This is a genomic window from Micromonospora sp. NPDC005161 (genome assembly GCF_053599855.1).
Map to the genome: position 1 here is coordinate 86015 of NZ_JBSFYQ010000026.1, position 17684 is coordinate 103698.

Here is a 17684-nt window from a genome sequence, read left to right on the forward strand (position 1 = left end):
GCGGGCCCGCGGCACCGGGCGCGGACGGGCCAACGGAAGGGTGTCAGTGAGTACGGTCAGTGTGGTCATTCCGTGCTACCGGTACGGGGACTATCTCCAGGCATGCGTGAGCAGTGTGCTCGAAAACCAGCCTGACGTCGACGTACGCGTGCTCATCATCGATGACGCCTCGCCGGACGACTCGGCGAAGAAGGCGCGTGCCATCGCGGCGGCGGACCCACGGGTCGAGGTCCGGGTCCACGAGACCAACCGTGGCCACATCGCCACCTACAACGAGGGCTTGCTGGAGTGGGCCGACGGCGACTACGCCGTGCTGCTCTCCGCCGACGACCTCCTGACGCCGGGCGCCCTGACTCGGGCGGCAGGCGTGCTGGACGCCAACCCGAACGTCGGCTTCGTCTACGGGCACCCGTTGCATTTCACCCACCCCGGTCCGCCGCCGCCGGCCCGCACCCGGGACCTGGGCCACACCGTCTGGCCGGGGCACTGGTGGCTGGAGCGACGGTTTCGCGAGGCCACCGGCTGCATCACCTCGCCCGAAGTCGTGGTGCGTACGGATCTGCAGCGCAAGGTGGGCGGCTACGATCCCGAACTGCCGCACGCCGGCGACATCGAGATGTGGATGCGGCTGGCCGCGCACGCCGACGTCGGCTATGTGCGCGGGGCGGACCAGGCGTACTACCGCCTGCACGGCGCGAACATGTCGCAGACGGACTACGCCGGCCAACTGGACGACCTGCGCCAGCGTAGGACCGCGTACGACGCGGTGATGCGGCGCTGCGGCGATCTGCTGCCCGACGCCCACCGGCTCGACGCGATGGTGCGCCGGCGCCTTGCCCGCCACGCCCTGCGGCGCGCGGTGCGGGCCTACGACCGGGGGCGCACCGCGAGCGTGCCGGAGGGCGAGCTGATCGCGTTCGCCGCGGATTGCTGGCCGGAGTACCGCGCGCTGCCGGAGTACCGCGGCCTGCGCCTGCGGAAGCGGATCGGGCCGGCCGTCATGCCGTACCTTCAGCCGCTGGTGCTCACCGCGGTCGCCGCCAAGGGCCGGGAGTGGCTCTGGTGGCAGTCGTGGAAGCGGCGCGGCATCTGACGGACCAACCCGGCCCGGGCGGTGCTACCGCCCGGGCCGTCGCTGCGGCACCACCGTCGTCGTGACGACCTTCGTCTTGACGGCATGCTCGGCCGGCACCGATCGGACGATGACCGCGCCGGACGCGACCACCACCCCGTCACCCAGGACGACGTCCGGCTCGATGAAGATGCCGATCCCGAGGCGTACCCGGTCGCCGACCGTCACCTTCCCCGACGAGACACAGGACGGGCCGGTCGCGTTGTCGGAGCCGATCCGGCTGTGATGGTCGAACGAGTTGTAGGCGGAGAGGAAGTTGTTGTCGCCCATCCGCACCCCGGTGCCGAGGTGCGCGAAGGCGCAGATGATGTTCCCCTGGCCGAGGACCACGTCGGTGGCGATCTTGGCGGTGGGATCGATGGCGTTCGCCAGGGGGATCCCGGCCTCCGCGCAGACCTCCCGGAAGCGACGTCGGGTTTCCACCGACGTGCCGATGGCGATGATCGCGGCGTCGTAGGCGCCCTCGGCGAAGAGCGCGGCGAGCCGGTCCGTTCCGCCGACGATCGGCACGCCGTGCACGTCTGCGCCCCACCGCTGCCGGTCGTCGTCCACGATGGCTACGGCCCGCTGCGTCGCGGATCCGGCCAGGATGTCGAGGACCTGGGTGGCACCCAGCGCCCCGCCGATGAGCAGGATGCGCTGCACCCCGGGCTCGGCCCCTAGCGGCGCCGGGAGGTCGTCGGGCCCGACACGGGTCTCCCGGGCGGCCCCCTCCACGTCCTTGACGGTGATCAGCCGTCCGAGCTGGAGGGTGGCCAGGTCGACGCCGAGTTCCGCAGCCCGCCGCACGGCCTTGACGCTCGCCCGGACGGGTGCCGGAGCCGCCGCCGCGGCCGCCGCCCGGGTCTCCCGCTCCCGCACGTACTCGGCGAGGTCGGCCGACGTCTCGAAGAGCATGGCGATCGGCTCGGCGAGGGGGACCTCCTGCAGTCGCTCGGCCATCTGCAGGACGATGCCGGCCTCGGGGGCGACGACCTCGAGCACCGCCTTGCTGGTCTCGATCTCGGCGAGCAGGGTGTCCGCCTCCACCTTGGCCCCGTCGTCGACGAACCAGGCCACGAGCACGCCGTGCTCACTGTTGACGTCGCTGGTCGGAACGATTACCGGCTTCACACTCTCTCCTCAACGGGTCCTGGACTCAGCCGGCCGCGGCGCGCAGCGCCGCCTCGATCCGGCCCTCGCCAACCAGGACCCGGCTCTCCTTGGCCTTGGCCGACGGGATGACGGTGGGCTCGCTGGCCACGACGTCGACGGGGGAACGCAGCTCCCGGAACAGCCGGCGGGAGATCGTCGCGGCCGCCTCGGTGCCCCACGACCAACGGCGGCTGCCCTCCTCCACGGTGACCAGCCGTCCGGTGACGCCGACGGAGCGCTCGACCGGCGCCCAGTCCATCGGTGCGAGCTGAGCGGGCACCAGCAGCTCGACGAAGATCTCTTCCTCGACGGCGAGCCGTTCGACCACCTTCGCGGCGAGCATGGCCTGGTATCCGTAGGCCAGCACGGTCACCGCGCACTCCTCGCGGGGCACCGCGGAGAGGCACACGGTCGGCAGCATGCCGGGGCTGGCGTCCCGCGTCGCCAGCAGGTCGCCCCACCGACCGTCCTCGGGCACGGTCAGGTGCTGCGGGTAGAGCAGCTTGTGCTCCACGTAGAGGACCGGGCTGTCCTGGCTGAGGAACTCGTCGAAGACCGTCCGGGGATCGTGCAGCAGCGACGCGGCGACCACCCGCAGATGCGGCACGCCGAGGAAGTGCTTTTCCAGGCTCTGGCTGTGCGTCGGACCGTATCCCCGGTGGCCGCCGGAGGGGGCGCGCATGATGACCGGGCAGGTCGCCTGGCCGGCGTACATCGCCTGGTACTTGGCGATGTGGTTGACCACCTGATCGAAGACGAGGGTGAGGAAGTCCCCGAACATGATCTCGGCGATGGGCCGGTAGCCGGCCAGGGCCAGCCCGGCGGAGATCCCGGCGATTGCCCCCTCGCTGATCGGCGTCGTGCGGACCCGGTCCGGGAAGGCGGTGGAGAGCCCGCGGGTCACCTTGAACGCTCCGCCGTACGGGTCGGCGATGTCCTCACCGAGCACGAGCACCCGGGGGTCGGCGGTGAGGCAGGCGCGCAACGTCTCGTTCAACTCCTTGGCGAAGATCACCGCAGCGCCCTCGCGGTCGCGACCACCTGGGCCAGCGCGGTCTCCACCTCGCCGTCGACGATCCGCCGTTCGTCGTCGCGCAGCCGTCGACCGTGGACCAGCAACGGCTCGACGGCCCACCGGGCGGCGATCTCCTCGGCGGGACGTTCGTCGTCGCTCTTGGAGTGGTGGCACAGCCGGTAGGTGTGGATCAGCAGGACCCGGGGACCGGCTCCGCCGCGGACCGCGTCGACCTCCGCCCCGGCGGCCGCGCGCAACTCCAGCACGTCGGTGCTGTCGATCTCGCGTACCGGGATGCCGAAGGCCTCGAACCGGCCCGGCATGCTGCCCGCCAGGTTGGCCTCGATCGGCGTGCTCTGCGCCCACTGATTGTCCTCGCAGACCACGAGGAGCGGCAGCCGCCAGAGCGCGGCGATGTTCAACGTCTCGTAGAGCAACCCCTCGCCCAGGGTGCCGTCGCCGATGAACACGACGCTCACCCGGCGGCTGCCGTCGAGCTGGCCGGCGAGGGCGATCCCGGCGGCGGCCGGGACGATGCCGCCCTGGACGCCGTTGGACTTGAAGCCGGGCGCGCAGATGTGCTGGCTACCGCCGATGCCCCGACACATCCCGGCCTCCTTGCCCATGATCTCGGCGAGCAGCCCGAGCGCGTCGCCGGTGCGGGCGAGGTAGTGACCGTGGCACCGGTGGTTGCTGAACACGTGGTCCTCCTCGACCAGGTGCTCCATCACCGCCACCGCGTCGGCCTCCTGACCGATGCACGCGTGTGTCGTGCCATTTAGGACGCCCTCTTCAAAGAGCGAGAGCAGGGTTTCCTCGAAGCGGCGGATAAAGCGCATGCGCCGGTAGAGCCGACGCTCGTCGGATTCGCCGGGTAATCCGCTGAGCCGTTCGTCGACAGGACCAGGAACGTACGGAGAGGCGATGCCATCAGCACCAGCCGCCGGCCGGAGATCAGGTTCGGCGAGATTCACGCCGCGCCATGTGGTTGCCGTCGACACTGTCCGCCTTCCTTTTCCGCACGGCACGCTCCGTGCCATGGGGCACAATGACCCGGGCCTGCCGCAGCCACGTTACCGGGCTTCGTCCATTCGACGGGAGAAACCTTTATCCATCCCGTGTCGACGGGGATCTCGGGAATCCGACTGAATGGACAACTGCCCGTGGCCGTGCGGCGGCTTCGCCGCGCCGCCGTCGCTGGCACACTAGCCCAGTCGGTATGGCCTGGGGCGTGACGAGAACCGTTCTGCCGGATACCCGTCACGGTCCTTCCGCCGCCCGCATCGCTTGGTAGCTTGCCTGCCGGGTCGGCCGGTACGAACGCCAGCCGCACCGATCGTCACCCGCACCGACCGGTTGCCGACCGAGGCTCCGGGCCGTCCGGTCACCGTCGGGTCCGCCCGGTCGCTGATCGACCCCTGCCCGCCGCGATCGCGGCAGATGGAGTAGCGCCAGATGATTCCACTCGTCGACCTGCGGGCCGCCCACGTCGAAGTGGCCGAGGAGGTCAGCACCGGCTTCAAGCGCGTCATCGAGAACACGGCGTTCGTCGGCGGCGAGGAGGTCGCGGCCTTCGAGCGGGAGTTCGCTACGTTCTCGGGCGTCCAGCATTGCGTCGGGGTTGCCAACGGCACGGACGCAGTCGAGCTGGCCCTGCGGGCGACCGGCGTGCGGGCCGGGGACGAGGTGGTGCTGCCGGCGAACACGTTCGTCGCGACCGCCGAGGCCGTGGCCCGGATCGGGGCTCGCGTCGTGCTCGTCGACATCGACCCGGCGACCTACCTCGTCGACGTCGACGCCGCCCTGGCCGCCGTCGGCCCGGCCACCCGGGCGGTGGTCCCCGTCCACCTCTACGGGCAGCTCGCCCCGGTCGAGCGGCTCCGCGCCGGACTCGCCGGCCGCGGCGTCGCGATCGTGGAGGACGCCGCGCAGTGCCAGGGTGCCACCCGCACCGGCGCCGGAGCCGGCACCGGCGGCGTCGCGGCCACCAGCTTCTACCCGGGCAAGAATCTGGGGGCGTACGGTGATGCCGGGGCGGTGCTGACGGACGACGCCGGCCTGGCCACGGTGGTACGCACCCTGGGCAGTCACGGCGGCCTGGCGAAGTACGTCCACGAGTTGATCGGGGTCAACAGCCGGCTCGACGCGCTGCAGGCGGTGGTGCTGCGGGCCAAGCTGACCCGCCTGGCCGCGTGGAACGACGCCCGCCGGGCCGCGGCTGCTCGCTACGACGAACTGCTCGCGTCCCTTGACGTGACGCGTCCCGTCGTTTTCGCCGGGAACGAGCACGTGTGGCACCTCTACGTGGTGCGGATCCCCGGGGGCGCCGGGCGCCGCGACGAGGTCCTGCGGCGGCTGAACGAGGGCGGCGTGGGCGCGGGCATCCACTACCCCTGTCCGGTCCACCTGACGCCGGCGTTCGCGGACCTGCCGTACGGTCCGGGCAGCTTCCCGCATGCCGAGCGGGCGGCCACCGAGATCCTGTCCCTGCCGCTGTTCCCGCAGATCACCGCCGACCAGCAGGCAACCGTCGCGCGCGCGCTCGCGGCCGCGCTGCGGTCAGTGGCCTGACGCGACCCCGCCATGTACGTATCGGTCCGGGACCGCCCAGGCGCGGATCCGGCCGGCGAGCGCGGCAGCAGGCTGCCCCGGGTCGGCGCCACCGTGGTGCTGCTCGGCGTCGTCAGCCTGCTCACCGACGTCTCGTCGGAGATGGTCGCTGCGGTGCTGCCGGTCTATCTCACCGCCGAGCTCGGGCTCGGTGTGCTGGCGTACGGCCTGGTCGACGGGCTCTACCAGGGCGCCAGCGCGCTGGTCAGAATCCTCGGCGGGTATGTCGGCGACCGGTCCGACCGGCCGAAGTGGGTCGCCACCGCCGGCTACGTCCTCTCGGCGGCGAGCCGGCTGGCCATGCTGCCCGCGCACGGGCTCGGCGCGGTCACCGCGGTGGTGACCGCGGATCGGCTGGGCAAGGGGCTGCGTACGGCGCCACGGGACGCGCTCATCGCGGATGCGTCGGATCCGCGCACGCTGGGCCGCTCGTTCGGCGTCCACCGGACCCTGGACACCATCGGAGCGGCCGCCGGCCCATTGGTGGCGTTCTCGCTGCTGTGGTTCCTGCCAGGGGGCTACTCGGCGGTATTCGTCGCGTCGTTCGCGTTCGCCGTGCTGGGCGTCGCCGTCATGGTCCTCTTCGTGCCGGACCGGCGCCGCCGACCGACGGCGGCCCTGCCGGTACGGCGGGTGCTCCGGGAACTGACCGGTCCCCGGCTCCGGCGTCCGCTGATCGCCGCCGGCGTGCTGGGCCTGTTCACGATCGGCGACGGGTTCGTCTACCTGTCCCTGCAGGATCGCGACCAGTTCGCGGCGAGCTATTTCCCGCTGCTGTTCGTCGGCACGAACGTCGCCTATCTCGCCTTGGCGATCCCGCTGGGCCGCCTCGCCGACCGGGTCGGGCGCTCGCGCGTCTTCGTCGGGGGCCACCTGGCGCTGCTCGTCGCGTACCTGGTCGCCGCCGCGCCGCTGGGCGGCCTGGGGGTGACGGCTACGGCCCTGGTTCTGCTGGGTACGTTCTACGCCGCGACCGACGGCGTGCTCGCCGCGCTGGTCAGCCGCAGAGTGGCCAGCGAAGCGCGGGGGAGCGGTATCGCCGCCGCCCAGACCGTCGTCGTGATCGCACGGTTCGCCGGCGCGCTCGCCTTCGGCAGTCTGTGGCAGCTGTTGGGCCGCCAGGCGGCACTCTGTCTGTTGGCCGGCCTGTTGATGACGGGAGTGGTGATGGCCGCTTTGCTGCTGTCGGGGCAGGACCGCCTCGATCCCGTGGCGGTGCCCGGCGTCGACGCGGCGGCGGAGGATCAGCGATGAGCGGGCGGGTACGCCTCTGGACCCTGGCCGTCATCGTCCTGGTCACCCTGCTCGGCACGGTCGGCTACATCTACTCCGTCCGTCGGGAGCAGAGCCAGGTCGTGGCGACGGCGCCGCAGATGCCCACCGGTCCGGACCTCACGGCGGTGACCGCCGACGCCCATGTCGCTTTCCGCAGCACCGCGGCCGGTAACGACTACGGCCGGGTGGCGGTGGTCCCGCTCAGCGACCCGGCCGGGCCCCGAACGTTCACCCCGGCCGCCTGCGACCGCGTCTACGCCCGGCGCGGCGAGGCGGTGTGCCTGTACGCCAGGCCCGGCCTGGTCACCACGTACCGCGCCCAGGTTCTCGGTCCCGACTGGAGGGTCATCCGCGAGCTGCCGCTCTCCGGCGTGCCGAGCCGCACCCGGCTGTCGCGTGACGGGTCGCTCGTGGCGACGACCACCTTCGTCGCGGGGCACAGCTACTCCACCCCCGGCCAGTTCTCCACCGAGACTCTCGTGACCAGGGTTGCCGACGGGCATTCCACCAACATCGAGCACTTCCAGCTGATCGTCGACGGCAGGAGGGTGACGACCGCGGACCGCAATCTCTGGGGGGTCACGTTCGCCGACGGGGACACCTTCTACGCGACGGCGGCGTCGGGCGGCCGGACCTGGCTGGTCCGGGGCAGCCTTCGCGAACAGCGACTCGTCGCGCTTCGAAAGGACGCGGAGTGCCCCTCGCTCTCGCCGGACGGCACCCGGATCGCGGTCAAGACGCGGGCCGGCCAGGCGCCGGGGCACTGGCGGATCGCGGTGTACGACCTCGCCACCGCCAGGTCGACCATCCTGTCCGAGCAGCGCAGCGTGGACGACCAGATCGAGTGGCTCGACGACCGCCGGGTGATCTACGGCCTGCCGCGCAGCGGGGAGGGACCGTCGACGAGCGACCTCTGGGTCGTGCGCGCGGACGGCGGTGGGATTGCCGAGTTGTTCATCCGCGATGCCTGGTCGCCGGCGGTCGTGCGGTAGTCGCCTCCTCCGCCCCGACCGCGGCGGGGACCTTCCCGGTCGCCGGCTCCGGCGCTCGTTGGGGGACCTCCGTCGTGGTGTCACGACGGCGTGGCGACCAGGCCTTCAGCGCCATCGCCGGCCGCTCCACCAGGTGCCAGGATCCAACGGCGAGCGCGACCGTGGCGACGGTGCAGATCGCGACGTAGGGAACCAGGCCGAGCCGCGGCACGCCCACCAGGGCCAGGAGTTGCTGGACCGGGAAGGCGTAGATGTAGCAGCCGTAGGAGTAGTCGTGCCGGCGGCCGACCCGGCGGGTCCAGCGCGGCAGGCGGACCGCCAGCCACAGGACGAGGTAGGCGAAGGCGGGGTAGCCCAGCACCGCGAACGCGCCGAACTGAGTGGTGGCGAGCACGACCGCGGCGGCGGCGACGGCGAGGCCGTCGTGCAGGACGAGCCGCTCCCGGTAGAGCTGGCACACGGCGCCCAGGAGGAAGATGTAGGTCAGGTAGACGAGGGAGTAGCTGTCCAGCCCGCTGACCCCGAAGACCGGGCCGTGCACGCCCTGCGGCCCCGGGATCTCCGGTGCCCGGAGCAGGTCGTGCAGCAGGACGCCGGCCCCGGCCAGCGCGAGGATCGTCACGAGCCACCGGGCCCGGCGCAGCACACCGACGGCCGCCAACCCGGCGACCAGGAGGTAGCAGAGCACCTCGTAGATGAGGCTCCAGAGCGAGCCGTCGAAGACCGACGTGCCGGTGCGCTGCCCGTACGGGGTGTCCAGCAGCAGGCCGGAGATGCCGTACTGCCCGATCGCGATGAAGGCGTTGCTGACGACGTACTGGAACGGTCCGTCGGAGGCGGCGAAGAGGCCGTGGAGCGTGCCGCGCTCCCACAGGGACACGATCGGGGCGAAGACGAAGGCCGTCACCACGAGGCACACCCACAGGCCCGGAAGGATCCGGAGGCCACGGTGCCAGAGGTATCGAAGCACCGGAACCCGGGTGCCGCTGCGGGTGATGAGAAAGCCGGAGATGACGAAGAAGCCCAGGATTCCGATCTCGCCGAGCGCCGTCTGGCCGTTCGTGAGGCCGGCGCCCGGGTCGTCCGCGCCGAAGCCGAGCGGCAGTGAATGGGACACGAGCACGGCGAAGGCGAACATCAGCCGGAGAAAGCCGAAGCTGTTGTCCGCCGACGCACAGGCAGCGGCGAGGGTCTGCCTCGCCCGGATTCCGGCCACCACGGCGAAAGTCAACCACGGCGGGGGAGCAGGGTAGCTGTTTTCCTTGGTCGGGAAGTCGACACCGACATGCCGGAAATCTGTTACCCCATATGGCCTTTGCCGTATTGGTACTGCTTTCCTTGGGTGTTGACGGAGATTACGCTGGCCGCCATGTCTGCCCAAGGTGAGATCGCAACGCCGCCCACGGTGCTGCCGAGATGAAGTCGTTCCTCGCCGTCTCGTACGCCCCGGGCAGGCTGACCGCGACCGAGGAGGCGTCCCGGGCCGACGCTCTCACCCGCCTCGGTGCCGACGCGCGGATACTGTCCACCGAGGACGGCTGGCTCGCCTTCCAGGGCGCGGACCCGGGCGATCGGGTCGACGACAGCGGCAACGCCTTCACACTGCGCCTGGGCCGGGCGGCTCGTACCCGGACCGCCGATGTCGCCACCGCCGAGTTGGCCGAGCAGTTGGGCCGGGGCACGAAGGCGGACGGCGCCGCGCTCGCCGCGCTGGTGCCCCCGTTCGCCGCGGCGCACCGCTCCGGGCCCGGCGAGCCGATCGTGGCGGCCACGGACTGGCTCGGCTTCCGGCAGCTCTTCTGGTGGCAGGGCGATGGTGTGGCCGCGGTGTCGACGAGTGCGCTCGCGCTCGGCGCGCTGGCCGGGGCGGGGCTGGACCACGGCGCGCTCGGCCTGCAGGGCCTGGTGGGCTGGCAGGTGGGGCTCGGCACGGTCTTCGCGCAGGTCGAGAAGGTGCCCGCCGGATGCTTGGCGGTGCTGGACGCGGGCCGGGTGGAGACGCACCGCTACGTGGAGCAGTCGCTCGCCCTGGACGGCCCGGCACCGTCCCTGCCCGAGGTCGCCGACGAGATGGCCGGGATGCTGCGGGAGTTCCTCGGGGCCTACCTCGCTGACCATCCCAGCACCGTGCTCCAGTTGACCGGTGGCCAGGACACCCGCGTCCTGCTCGCGGCGCTGTCCCCGGAGACTCGCCGAGGGCTGCGCGCGCTCACCCTGGATGTGCGGGGCGGCTCGGACGCCACGCTGGCCCAGCGGCTGAGCGCGCTGGGTGGGCTGGATCTGCATGTCCACTGGCTGGACGAGCAGCCACCGGTCACGCCGGCCGCGGCGCACTCCGCGGCGCTACAAGCGGCGGCGGCGCTGGACTGCATGGCCAGCCCGCTGGCCCTGGCCCCGTTGCTCCTCGCCGAGGGCCACCTCGAGCAGGGGCATCGCCTCTCCGGCCTCGGCGGGGAAGCCTGCCGCGGGTTCTACTACTTCGGCCAGCCCCGCGACGCGACCACCTCGCCCCACCTGATCGGCCAGTTGGCGAACTGGCGCCTCTACGCGAACGAGGCCGTCGACGCCCGCGCACTCGAACCGGGCTTCGTGGCCGCCGCGCGCACCGACGCGCTCGAACGGATCACGGCATCCTTCGACGGCGCTCCGCCGCAATGGCTGCAGGCCACCGACTACTTCTATCTCTACCAGCGCATGCAGCGATGGGCGGGAGCGCATGGCTCGGTCGCGGCCGTCAACCGCTTCTTCATCAACCCGATGTTCGATCGCCGCTTCATCCAGTTGGCGCACTCCGTGTCGCCCGACCAGAAGGGGAGCGGCCTGCTGACCGGGCAGCTCATCCACCGGCTCGATGCCGAACTGGCCGCGGTGCCGCTGGATTCCGGGCTGGTTCCCGCCCGGTTGGGGCAACGCGGCATCCGTGACCGCGCGGCGGCGGCCCGGGTCACCGCGCGGAAGCTGTCCGGCAAGGTACGGCAGCGGCTGCGCCATTCCGGCCGGGCGCAGCTGGGCGCGGCCGAGGTAGCGGCGCTCGTGGTCGAGCACTGGCGCAGCGAGCCGGACGTCCTCGCACCGCTTCGGACCACCGGCATCGTCCGGGACGCATGGCTGGACGAGTTGCTGGCGGGGCGGCGGGAGTGCGCCCCTGCCACGGTGGCCTTCCTGACCAACCTCGTGGTCGCCACCGCGCCGCAGCCCGTCACCTGAGGTCACCTGCCCGCCGACGTGCGGCGCACCGTGACCCGACAGCGGAGCCCGCTCCTCCCGACACCGGGAGGAGCCCCTCGCTCACGCCGTCCGCGCAGGTCACCCATGGTCCAACGTCGATACCGGTGACTTAGCGGCATTTCGATCGTTGTGTTGGTGTGTCCCGTGCAGGGGTTGTCAGGCGAGCATCCTCCCGGATCGCCCGGCGAACGCGGTGCTGAGCCCAACGCCTTCGCCGCCCCCGTGAACCGTGCGGCGGGCCCCCGCGCGCGTCCGCCGCCGGCCAGGGCAGACGACGCGAGGAGTCTCACCTGGGGCTGTGGCTGGATCGCGTCGGACGCACCAGCCGTCGACGTCCGCGACACCGCATCTTCCGTACCGGCGTTCGCCCGCCCCGCGTCGAGTGACACCACTTGTGGAGAAGGGAACCACATGGTCAGGAATTCGCGAGCGGTCATCGTGCTAGCCGTTGCCGGCGCGGTGGCGATCTCTGGGACGGCGCTGGCTGGTCGCTACGCGACCAGCCCGGGCGGCGCGGAGCCCGCGGCGGCACCCTCCGGAACGTACTCGCTGTGGAGCAGCTCAGCAGTACCGGGCACGGTTACCGACCCGGACAGACAGGCCGTGGAACTGGGGGTGAAATTCACCGCGACCCAGGACGGCAGCGTCCTCGGCGTCCGGTTCTACAAGTCGAGGAGGAACACCGGCGTGCACACGGGCAGCCTCTGGGCGATCAACGGCACCAGGCTCGCCACCGTGCGGTTCACCAACGAGAGCCCGTCCGGATGGCAGTACGCCGCCTTCTCGGCCTCGGTGGCCGTCAAGGCCAATGCGCTGTACGTGGTGTCGTACCACACCAACGTGGGGCAGTACTCGGCCGACGACCGTTACTTCGCCGCAGATCGCAGCCGGGGCCCGTTGCGCGCGCCGGCCGACGGGTCGCAGGGCGCCAACGGCGTGTACCGGTACGGCGCGGGCGGATTCCCGAACCGGGGCTACCGGGCCACCAACTACTGGGTCGACGTCGTCTTCAATCCCGGCGCTCCCGCCACGTCCAGTCCTACCCCTCGACCCACGACGGCATCCCCCCGCCCCACCTCGCCGAGTCCCACCCCGACCGCGGCGCCGACGCCCAGCTCCACCCCACCCGCGGCGCCGACGCCCAGCTCCACCCCGCCCGCACCGACTCCGACCGTCACCGGCAACCCCGACAGCACCGGTGGCGGCAGGTACCCCCAGCGCTTCTCGGTGGGCGCACCCGGGGTCGGCAGGTACCGCCAGTCCGATGCCCGCCTGCCGGTGCCGGCCGGCTACCAGGAGGTGTTCCCGCACGACACCGGGAGCAAGGAGTGGGACCTGTACGAGTGCAACGGCACCGTGAATCTCGACCACAAGTACTTCCATGCCTTCATCTACATCGGCACGAACTGTCACGGCACCGTCAACATCACGAACTCCATCATCGCGCCGCCACCGGGTTCCGCCAATCGGGCCATCCTGGTCAACGCGAATTCCTCGGGCAGCCTTCGCCTCAACATCAGCAACACGACCATCCGGCCCGAACCGGTGGGCCTGGGCATGAAGAGTGCACCGTTGACCGATCACGCGATCAACGACTGCCCCACCTGCACGATCCAGCTCAGCCGCGTCGACGTGGCGAACACCGGCGGCATGTGCCTCTGCGGGGCGGATACCACCATCGAGTACAGCTGGCTCCACGACAACTACATCGCCCACCTGGCCGACCCCTCCCAGGCCCACACCGGGGGCGTCTTCCCCTATGGCGGCACCGGTCCGCTGGAGATCAGCCACAGCCGGCTCGAGCCGGGCGTCAACGCCTACACCGGCGCGGAGATCCCCAACTACTGGCAGGCCATCACCGCCGTGCTGTTCACCCAGAGTTCGGGCGGCTCCCGGCTGCGCAACTACCAGGTCCACGACAGTTTCATCTCGCTCGGCGCCTTCGGGCTGTACGCCCAGGACGGTGAGGGGCTGCGACTGCGCGACAACGTATTCGGGCCGACGCACTGGGGCTACACGAGCCGGTGCGGGTCCGGATGCTACGTCACCTTCGCCGACTGGACGAACAACGTCGTGGGCACGATCGACGGCGCCCCGACGGCGCAGCTGGTCCCCAGACCCGCATAGGTGGTGACCACCCGGGGCGGGCGTGGTGGTACGCGCCCGCCTGCCCCGGGTTCGGTCGCCCCGTGACGGCCCGACCTAGCGGGCGGCCAGCTTGCGGAGCACGGCGACGATGTGGTCCTGGTCGTCCTCGGTCAGCGCGTGGTGCAGCGGCAGGATGAGCGAGTCGCGGGTCAGCCGCTCGGTCACCGGCAGCGGCGCGGGCGACACGTCGGCGTAGGCCGGCTCCAGGTGGGCGGCCATGATGCCGCGTCGGGCCGACACTCCGGCGGCGGCCAGCTCGGCGAGCACCTCGTCGCGGCCGGTCCCGTACTCCGGGTCGATCAGCAGCCAGAACGACTGGAAGTTGGTCTCGCCGTACTCGGGGTCGCGGACCGGGGCCAGACCCTTGAGGTCCGCCAGCAGCTCGTGGTAGCGGGCCGCCAGCGCGCGCCGGTGAGCCACCAGATCCGCGAGGCGGCCGAGCTGCACGAGACCGATCGCCGCCTGGATGTCGGTCATTCGGTAGTTGAAGGCGGTCTCCAGGTAGGCCTCGATGACCGGCTGGGAGCTGGCGTGGCGGTCGGCCGCGGAGACGTTCATGCCGTGTTCCCGCAACCGGCGCAGCCGGGCCGCCCACTCCGGATCGTCCACGGTGACCATGCCACCCTCGCCCGTCGTCAGCAACTTGCGGGGATGGAACGACCAGGCCGAGATCGTCGCGCCGGCGCCGACCGGCCGTCCGTACGCCGTCGACCCGGCGGCGCAGGCCGCGTCCTCGATCAGCGGCAGCCCCCAGCGGCCGGTGGCGTTCCGCAGCGCGGCGACGTCGAACGGCACGCCGCCCTGGTGCACCGCGATCACCGCCCGGGTCCGGGCGGTGCGCACCGCGTCGATCGTCGCCACCGTCAGGTTGCCGGTGCGGACGTCGACGTCGGCGAAGACCGGGGTGGCGCCGACGTAGCGCACCGCGTTGGCGGTGGCGATGAACGAGAACGATGGCACGATCACCTCGTCGCCCGGGCCGATCTCCAGCACCACCAGCGCCAGATGTAGTGCGGTCGTGCACGAGCTGACGGCCACGCCGTGGCCGGCGCCCACCAGGGCTGCGAACTCCTGCTCGAACCGAGCCACCCGGGGCCCCTGGGCCACCCAGCCCGACCGTACGGCGTCGGCGGCGGCCTGCGCCTCCTCCTCACCGAGGCGGGGGATCATCACCGGGATCCGGGTGCTGCTCACTTCTCGGCCCGCCACCAGTCGACCAGCCCCTGAAGCCCCTCGTGCAGGCCGATCTCGGCGCGGAAGCTCAGCTTCTCCGCGGCGGCGGTGGTGTCGGCCAGTCGGCGGGTGACGCCGTTGACCGCGCGGGCCGGACCGTGCTCGGGTGCGAGGTCGGACTTCATCACGTCGCTGAGCGCCTGGGCCAGCTCCTTGAGGCTGGTCTCGGTGCCGCTGGCGATGTTGAACACCTCGTCGGTGACGTCCGCCCGGGCGGCCAGGATGTTGGCCCGGGCGATGTCGGCGACGTGCACGAAGTCCATCGTCTGCAGGCCGTCACCGAGGATCAGCGGGGGCACACCCGATTCGATCCGCTCCATCCACCGGATCAGGACCTCGGTGTAGAGGCCGTGGATGTCCATCCGGGGGCCGAAGACGTTGAAGTAGCGCAGCGCGATGTAGTCCAGGCCGTACATGCTGTGGTAGCTGCGCAGCATGCCTTCGTTGAACGCCTTGGCGGCGCCGTAGAACGTGTCGTTGTGGTACGGGTGGTGCCGCTCGGTGGTCGGGAACTCGTCGGCGAGCCCGTACACGGAGGCCGACGAGGACAGGATGACCTTGCGGACCCGGGCGGCGGCGGCCGCCTCCAGCACGTTGAACGTGCCGTCGACCAGCACCTCGTTGGCCAGCCGCGGCTCCTCGGCGCACTGGGTGATGCGGATGGCGGCGAGGTGGAAGACCAGGTCCTTGCCGCGGGTCAGCTCGTGCACCAGCCCGACGTCGCGGATGTCTCCCTCGACCAGGCGGACACCGGCGTGCGGCAGGGCCCGGGCGAGGTTCTCCCGGCAGCCGCGGACGAAGTTGTCCAGGACGACGACCTCGGCCGCGCCGCCGGCGACCAGCTGGTCGACGACGTGGGAACCGATCGTGCCCGCTCCACCGGTGACCAGGGCCCGTGTCCCGGCGGTCTCCACCGCGCTCATGCCGCTGCTCCGCTTCGCTCCGCGCCGGACTGAGCAATTGCCCTACCGGTTTCGACGATTTGTCCGTGCACGTCTGTCCATTCGTTGAGATTGACCACTGATCCGCCACTGGCGAGGCTGCGCGAGGCGGCCTCCAGGATGGCCATCACCCGCAGGCCGGACCGGCCGTCGGTCAGGGCGGGCGTGCCGGTGCGGATCGACCGGGCGAACTCCTCGACCATGGTCCGCAGCGCCTCCCGCTCCGTCAGGGCCGGCGCCACCATGTCGCCCGAGCGGTACGAGACCAGCATGTCCCGGCGCTGCTCGTCGCCGAGCTCCTCCGCCGACGCCACGTCGACCCCGCGGTCGAAGATCGAGAGTCGCTGGCTCGGGTTGAGGTCGTCCCAGACCAAGGTCCGCTTCGACCCGCCGATGATCGCGGTCCGGATCTTCACCGGGGAGAGCCAATTGACGTGGATGTGCGCGATCGCGCCGGTGTTGAGGTGCAGCGTCAGGTAGGCGACGCAGGCCCGCCCCGCCCCGATCCGGTCCGCGCCGTGCGCGGCCACCGAGACCGGCGCCACCCCGGACGGGAGGATGAAGTCGAGAATCGACAGGTCGTGCGGCGCCAGGTCCCACATCACGTCGATGTCGCGCTGGACCAGCCCGAGGTTGATTCGTACCGAGTCGAGGTACTGCAGCTCGCCCAGTTCCCCGCCGTGCAGCAGCTCGCGGATGCGCAGTACAGCGGGCGTGTAGCAGTAGGTGTGGTCGCACATCAGCGACAGTCCCCGGCCCTCCGCCTCCGCCACCAGCGCGCGCCCCTGTTCGACGTCGGCCGCCAGCGGCTTCTCCACGAGCACGTGCTTGCCGGCCCGTAGCGCCGCCATCGCCACCTCGAGGTGGGTGCCGGCCGGGGTGGCGATGGCCACCGCGTGTACGTCGTCGTCGGCCAGCACCGTGGCCAGGTCGTCGGTCGCCTGGACTGTCGAGTAGTCACCGAGCGCGCGTCGGGCCCGGGTCATATCGAGGTCGCAGAGCCAGCGCAACCGGAATGCGTCAGAGGTCTGGAAGTTACGCACAAGATTCGGCCCCCAGTAACCGGCACCGATGACGGCAACGCCGATTGGTTCGACGGCAGCGGGCGATGAGTTCACTGATACCCGTTTCGCTAGTCAGGACAGGAAAATCCGCTGAGGGGGGAGTTGGTGGCGACGTCCATTTGGCAAGCTACCGAGGTCGTCCTCGCCAGCGCCAGCACCGACCGGGAATTCCGGCGGTGCCGCCGGGGTCATCCGGTCCGTTTGGTCTGCCCGCGCACTTCGAATGGCCCGTTCTGCGGCCACTGGGTCGGCTTTCTGACATTGCCCTTGTTGCCGAACGTCTACCGTTTTCACCCCACAGAAGATCGCCGCACCGCGGAGGGAACGAGAGATGACGGACGCCCACTGGGCATCGCACGACGGTGCGCAGATCGCCGCGACGGCCGATGTGGACGAACGTGCCACCATCCGTCCCGGCACGCGCGTCTGGCACCTGGCTCAGGTCCGCGAGCATGCCTCGGTCGGCCGGAACTGCGTCATCGGTCGCGGCGCGTACGTCGGGCCGGGCGTCCGCTTGGGCGACAACGTCAAGCTGCAGAACCACGCCCTGGTGTACGCGCCAGCGGAACTGGCCGACGGGTCTTCATCGGGCCGGCCGCGGTGCTCACGAACGACGAGTACCCGCGCTCGGTCACCCCGGAGGGGCGGCTGAAGAGCGGCGACGACTGGACAGCGGTCGGCGTGGTGGTCGGCGAGGGCGCGGCGATCGGAGCGCGGGCCGTCTGCGTGGCGCCGGTCTCGATCGGCCTGTAGGCCCTGATCGCGGCCGGCGCAGTGGTCACCCGGGATGTTCCCGACTTCGCGCTCATGGTCGGAGTTCCCGCCCGCCCGCCCGCCCGCCCGCCCCCCCCCCGCCCCGACCCTGGTGGTCTGTCCCGCCTCGGTGCTCGGCACCTGGGAACGGGAGATCCG

Annotated in this window: 15 protein-coding genes; 8 read left to right on the forward strand and 7 right to left on the reverse strand. The window is 71.4% G+C overall.

Translation table 11 applies throughout. The features are described 5' to 3' along the window. The first annotated feature begins 46 nt into the window (after positions 1 to 46). Positions 47 to 1093: a glycosyltransferase family 2 protein gene (locus ACWD5O_RS23655; RefSeq protein ID WP_450086577.1), complete on the forward strand. Its 1047-nt coding sequence runs from the start codon at positions 47 to 49 to the stop codon at positions 1091 to 1093. 24 nt (positions 1094 to 1117) lie between these two features. On the opposite strand, the gene ACWD5O_RS23660 is transcribed toward ACWD5O_RS23655, so the two are convergent. The 3 genes from ACWD5O_RS23660 to ACWD5O_RS23670 are packed head-to-tail and all read right to left on the reverse strand — an operon-like array spanning position 1118 to position 4120. Continuing rightward, positions 1118 to 2245 (reverse strand): biotin/lipoyl-containing protein, encoded by a 1128-nt coding sequence (locus ACWD5O_RS23660; RefSeq protein ID WP_450086578.1) that lies wholly within the window; start codon positions 2243 to 2245, stop codon positions 1118 to 1120. 25 nt (positions 2246 to 2270) lie between these two features. Next, a complete protein-coding gene (locus ACWD5O_RS23665) occupies positions 2271 to 3281 on the reverse strand; it encodes an alpha-ketoacid dehydrogenase subunit beta (protein ID WP_354964313.1) in 1011 nt (336 codons plus the stop codon). Further along, positions 3278 to 4120 carry a thiamine pyrophosphate-dependent dehydrogenase E1 component subunit alpha gene (locus tag ACWD5O_RS23670; RefSeq protein ID WP_450086579.1) on the reverse strand — a complete coding sequence of 281 codons (843 nt, stop codon included), beginning with the start codon at positions 4118 to 4120 and terminating at the stop codon, positions 3278 to 3280. The genes ACWD5O_RS23665 and ACWD5O_RS23670 overlap by 4 nt, the downstream gene beginning before the upstream one ends. A 616-nt stretch (positions 4121 to 4736) precedes the next feature. On the opposite strand from ACWD5O_RS23670, the gene ACWD5O_RS23675 reads away from it, so the two are divergent. Genes ACWD5O_RS23675 through ACWD5O_RS23685 form a run of 3 tightly spaced genes read left to right on the forward strand, consistent with a single transcriptional unit; the run spans position 4737 to position 8158 of the window. Beyond that, a complete protein-coding gene (locus ACWD5O_RS23675; protein ID WP_450086580.1) occupies positions 4737 to 5852 on the forward strand; it encodes a DegT/DnrJ/EryC1/StrS family aminotransferase in 1116 nt (371 codons plus the stop codon). 12 nt (positions 5853 to 5864) lie between these two features. Beyond that, positions 5865 to 7145 carry an MFS transporter gene (locus ACWD5O_RS23680; protein ID WP_450086581.1) on the forward strand — a complete coding sequence of 427 codons (1281 nt, stop codon included), beginning with the start codon at positions 5865 to 5867 and terminating at the stop codon, positions 7143 to 7145. Beyond that, positions 7142 to 8158, forward strand: coding sequence for a TolB-like translocation protein (locus ACWD5O_RS23685; protein ID WP_387325558.1), 1017 nt, complete (start codon positions 7142 to 7144; stop codon positions 8156 to 8158). Before ACWD5O_RS23680 ends, ACWD5O_RS23685 begins: the two co-directional genes overlap by 4 nt. Here ACWD5O_RS23685 and ACWD5O_RS23690 read toward each other — a convergent pair. Then, the gene (locus tag ACWD5O_RS23690) at positions 8121 to 9377 is read right to left on the reverse strand and encodes an acyltransferase family protein (RefSeq protein WP_450086582.1); all 1257 of its coding nucleotides are present in this window, start codon (positions 9375 to 9377) and stop codon (positions 8121 to 8123) included. The genes ACWD5O_RS23685 and ACWD5O_RS23690 overlap by 38 nt on opposite strands. 197 nt (positions 9378 to 9574) lie before the next feature. On the opposite strand from ACWD5O_RS23690, the gene ACWD5O_RS23695 reads away from it, so the two are divergent. Together ACWD5O_RS23695 and ACWD5O_RS23700 are read left to right on the forward strand one after the other, a co-directional pair. Then, positions 9575 to 11365: a hypothetical protein gene (locus ACWD5O_RS23695; protein WP_449938850.1), complete on the forward strand. Its 1791-nt coding sequence runs from the start codon at positions 9575 to 9577 to the stop codon at positions 11363 to 11365. Positions 11366 to 11797: 432 nt separating this feature from the next. Further along, the gene (locus ACWD5O_RS23700) at positions 11798 to 13513 is read left to right on the forward strand and encodes a DUF4082 domain-containing protein (RefSeq protein WP_450086583.1); all 1716 of its coding nucleotides are present in this window, start codon (positions 11798 to 11800) and stop codon (positions 13511 to 13513) included. A 75-nt stretch (positions 13514 to 13588) separates the two neighbouring features. On the opposite strand, the gene ACWD5O_RS23705 is transcribed toward ACWD5O_RS23700, so the two are convergent. From ACWD5O_RS23705 to ACWD5O_RS23715, 3 genes are read right to left on the reverse strand one after another with little or no spacing between them, the layout of a single operon-like run. Continuing rightward, positions 13589 to 14728 carry a DegT/DnrJ/EryC1/StrS family aminotransferase gene (locus tag ACWD5O_RS23705; protein ID WP_244298828.1) on the reverse strand — a complete coding sequence of 380 codons (1140 nt, stop codon included), beginning with the start codon at positions 14726 to 14728 and terminating at the stop codon, positions 13589 to 13591. Then, positions 14725 to 15690 (reverse strand): NAD-dependent epimerase/dehydratase family protein, encoded by a 966-nt coding sequence (locus ACWD5O_RS23710; protein WP_450086584.1) that lies wholly within the window; start codon positions 15688 to 15690, stop codon positions 14725 to 14727. Before ACWD5O_RS23710 ends, ACWD5O_RS23705 begins: the two co-directional genes overlap by 4 nt. Continuing rightward, the gene (locus ACWD5O_RS23715; protein WP_387325543.1) at positions 15687 to 16826 is read right to left on the reverse strand and encodes a Gfo/Idh/MocA family protein; all 1140 of its coding nucleotides are present in this window, start codon (positions 16824 to 16826) and stop codon (positions 15687 to 15689) included. Before ACWD5O_RS23715 ends, ACWD5O_RS23710 begins: the two co-directional genes overlap by 4 nt. 277 nt (positions 16827 to 17103) lie before the next feature. Between ACWD5O_RS23715 and ACWD5O_RS23720 the strand changes: the two genes are divergently transcribed. Beyond that, positions 17104 to 17424, forward strand: coding sequence for a DapH/DapD/GlmU-related protein (locus ACWD5O_RS23720; RefSeq protein WP_354964323.1), 321 nt, complete (start codon positions 17104 to 17106; stop codon positions 17422 to 17424). After that, a complete protein-coding gene (locus ACWD5O_RS23725; protein WP_387325912.1) occupies positions 17373 to 17525 on the forward strand; it encodes an LbetaH domain-containing protein in 153 nt (50 codons plus the stop codon). The genes ACWD5O_RS23720 and ACWD5O_RS23725 overlap by 52 nt, the downstream gene beginning before the upstream one ends. The last annotated feature ends 159 nt before the right edge of the window (positions 17526 to 17684 follow it).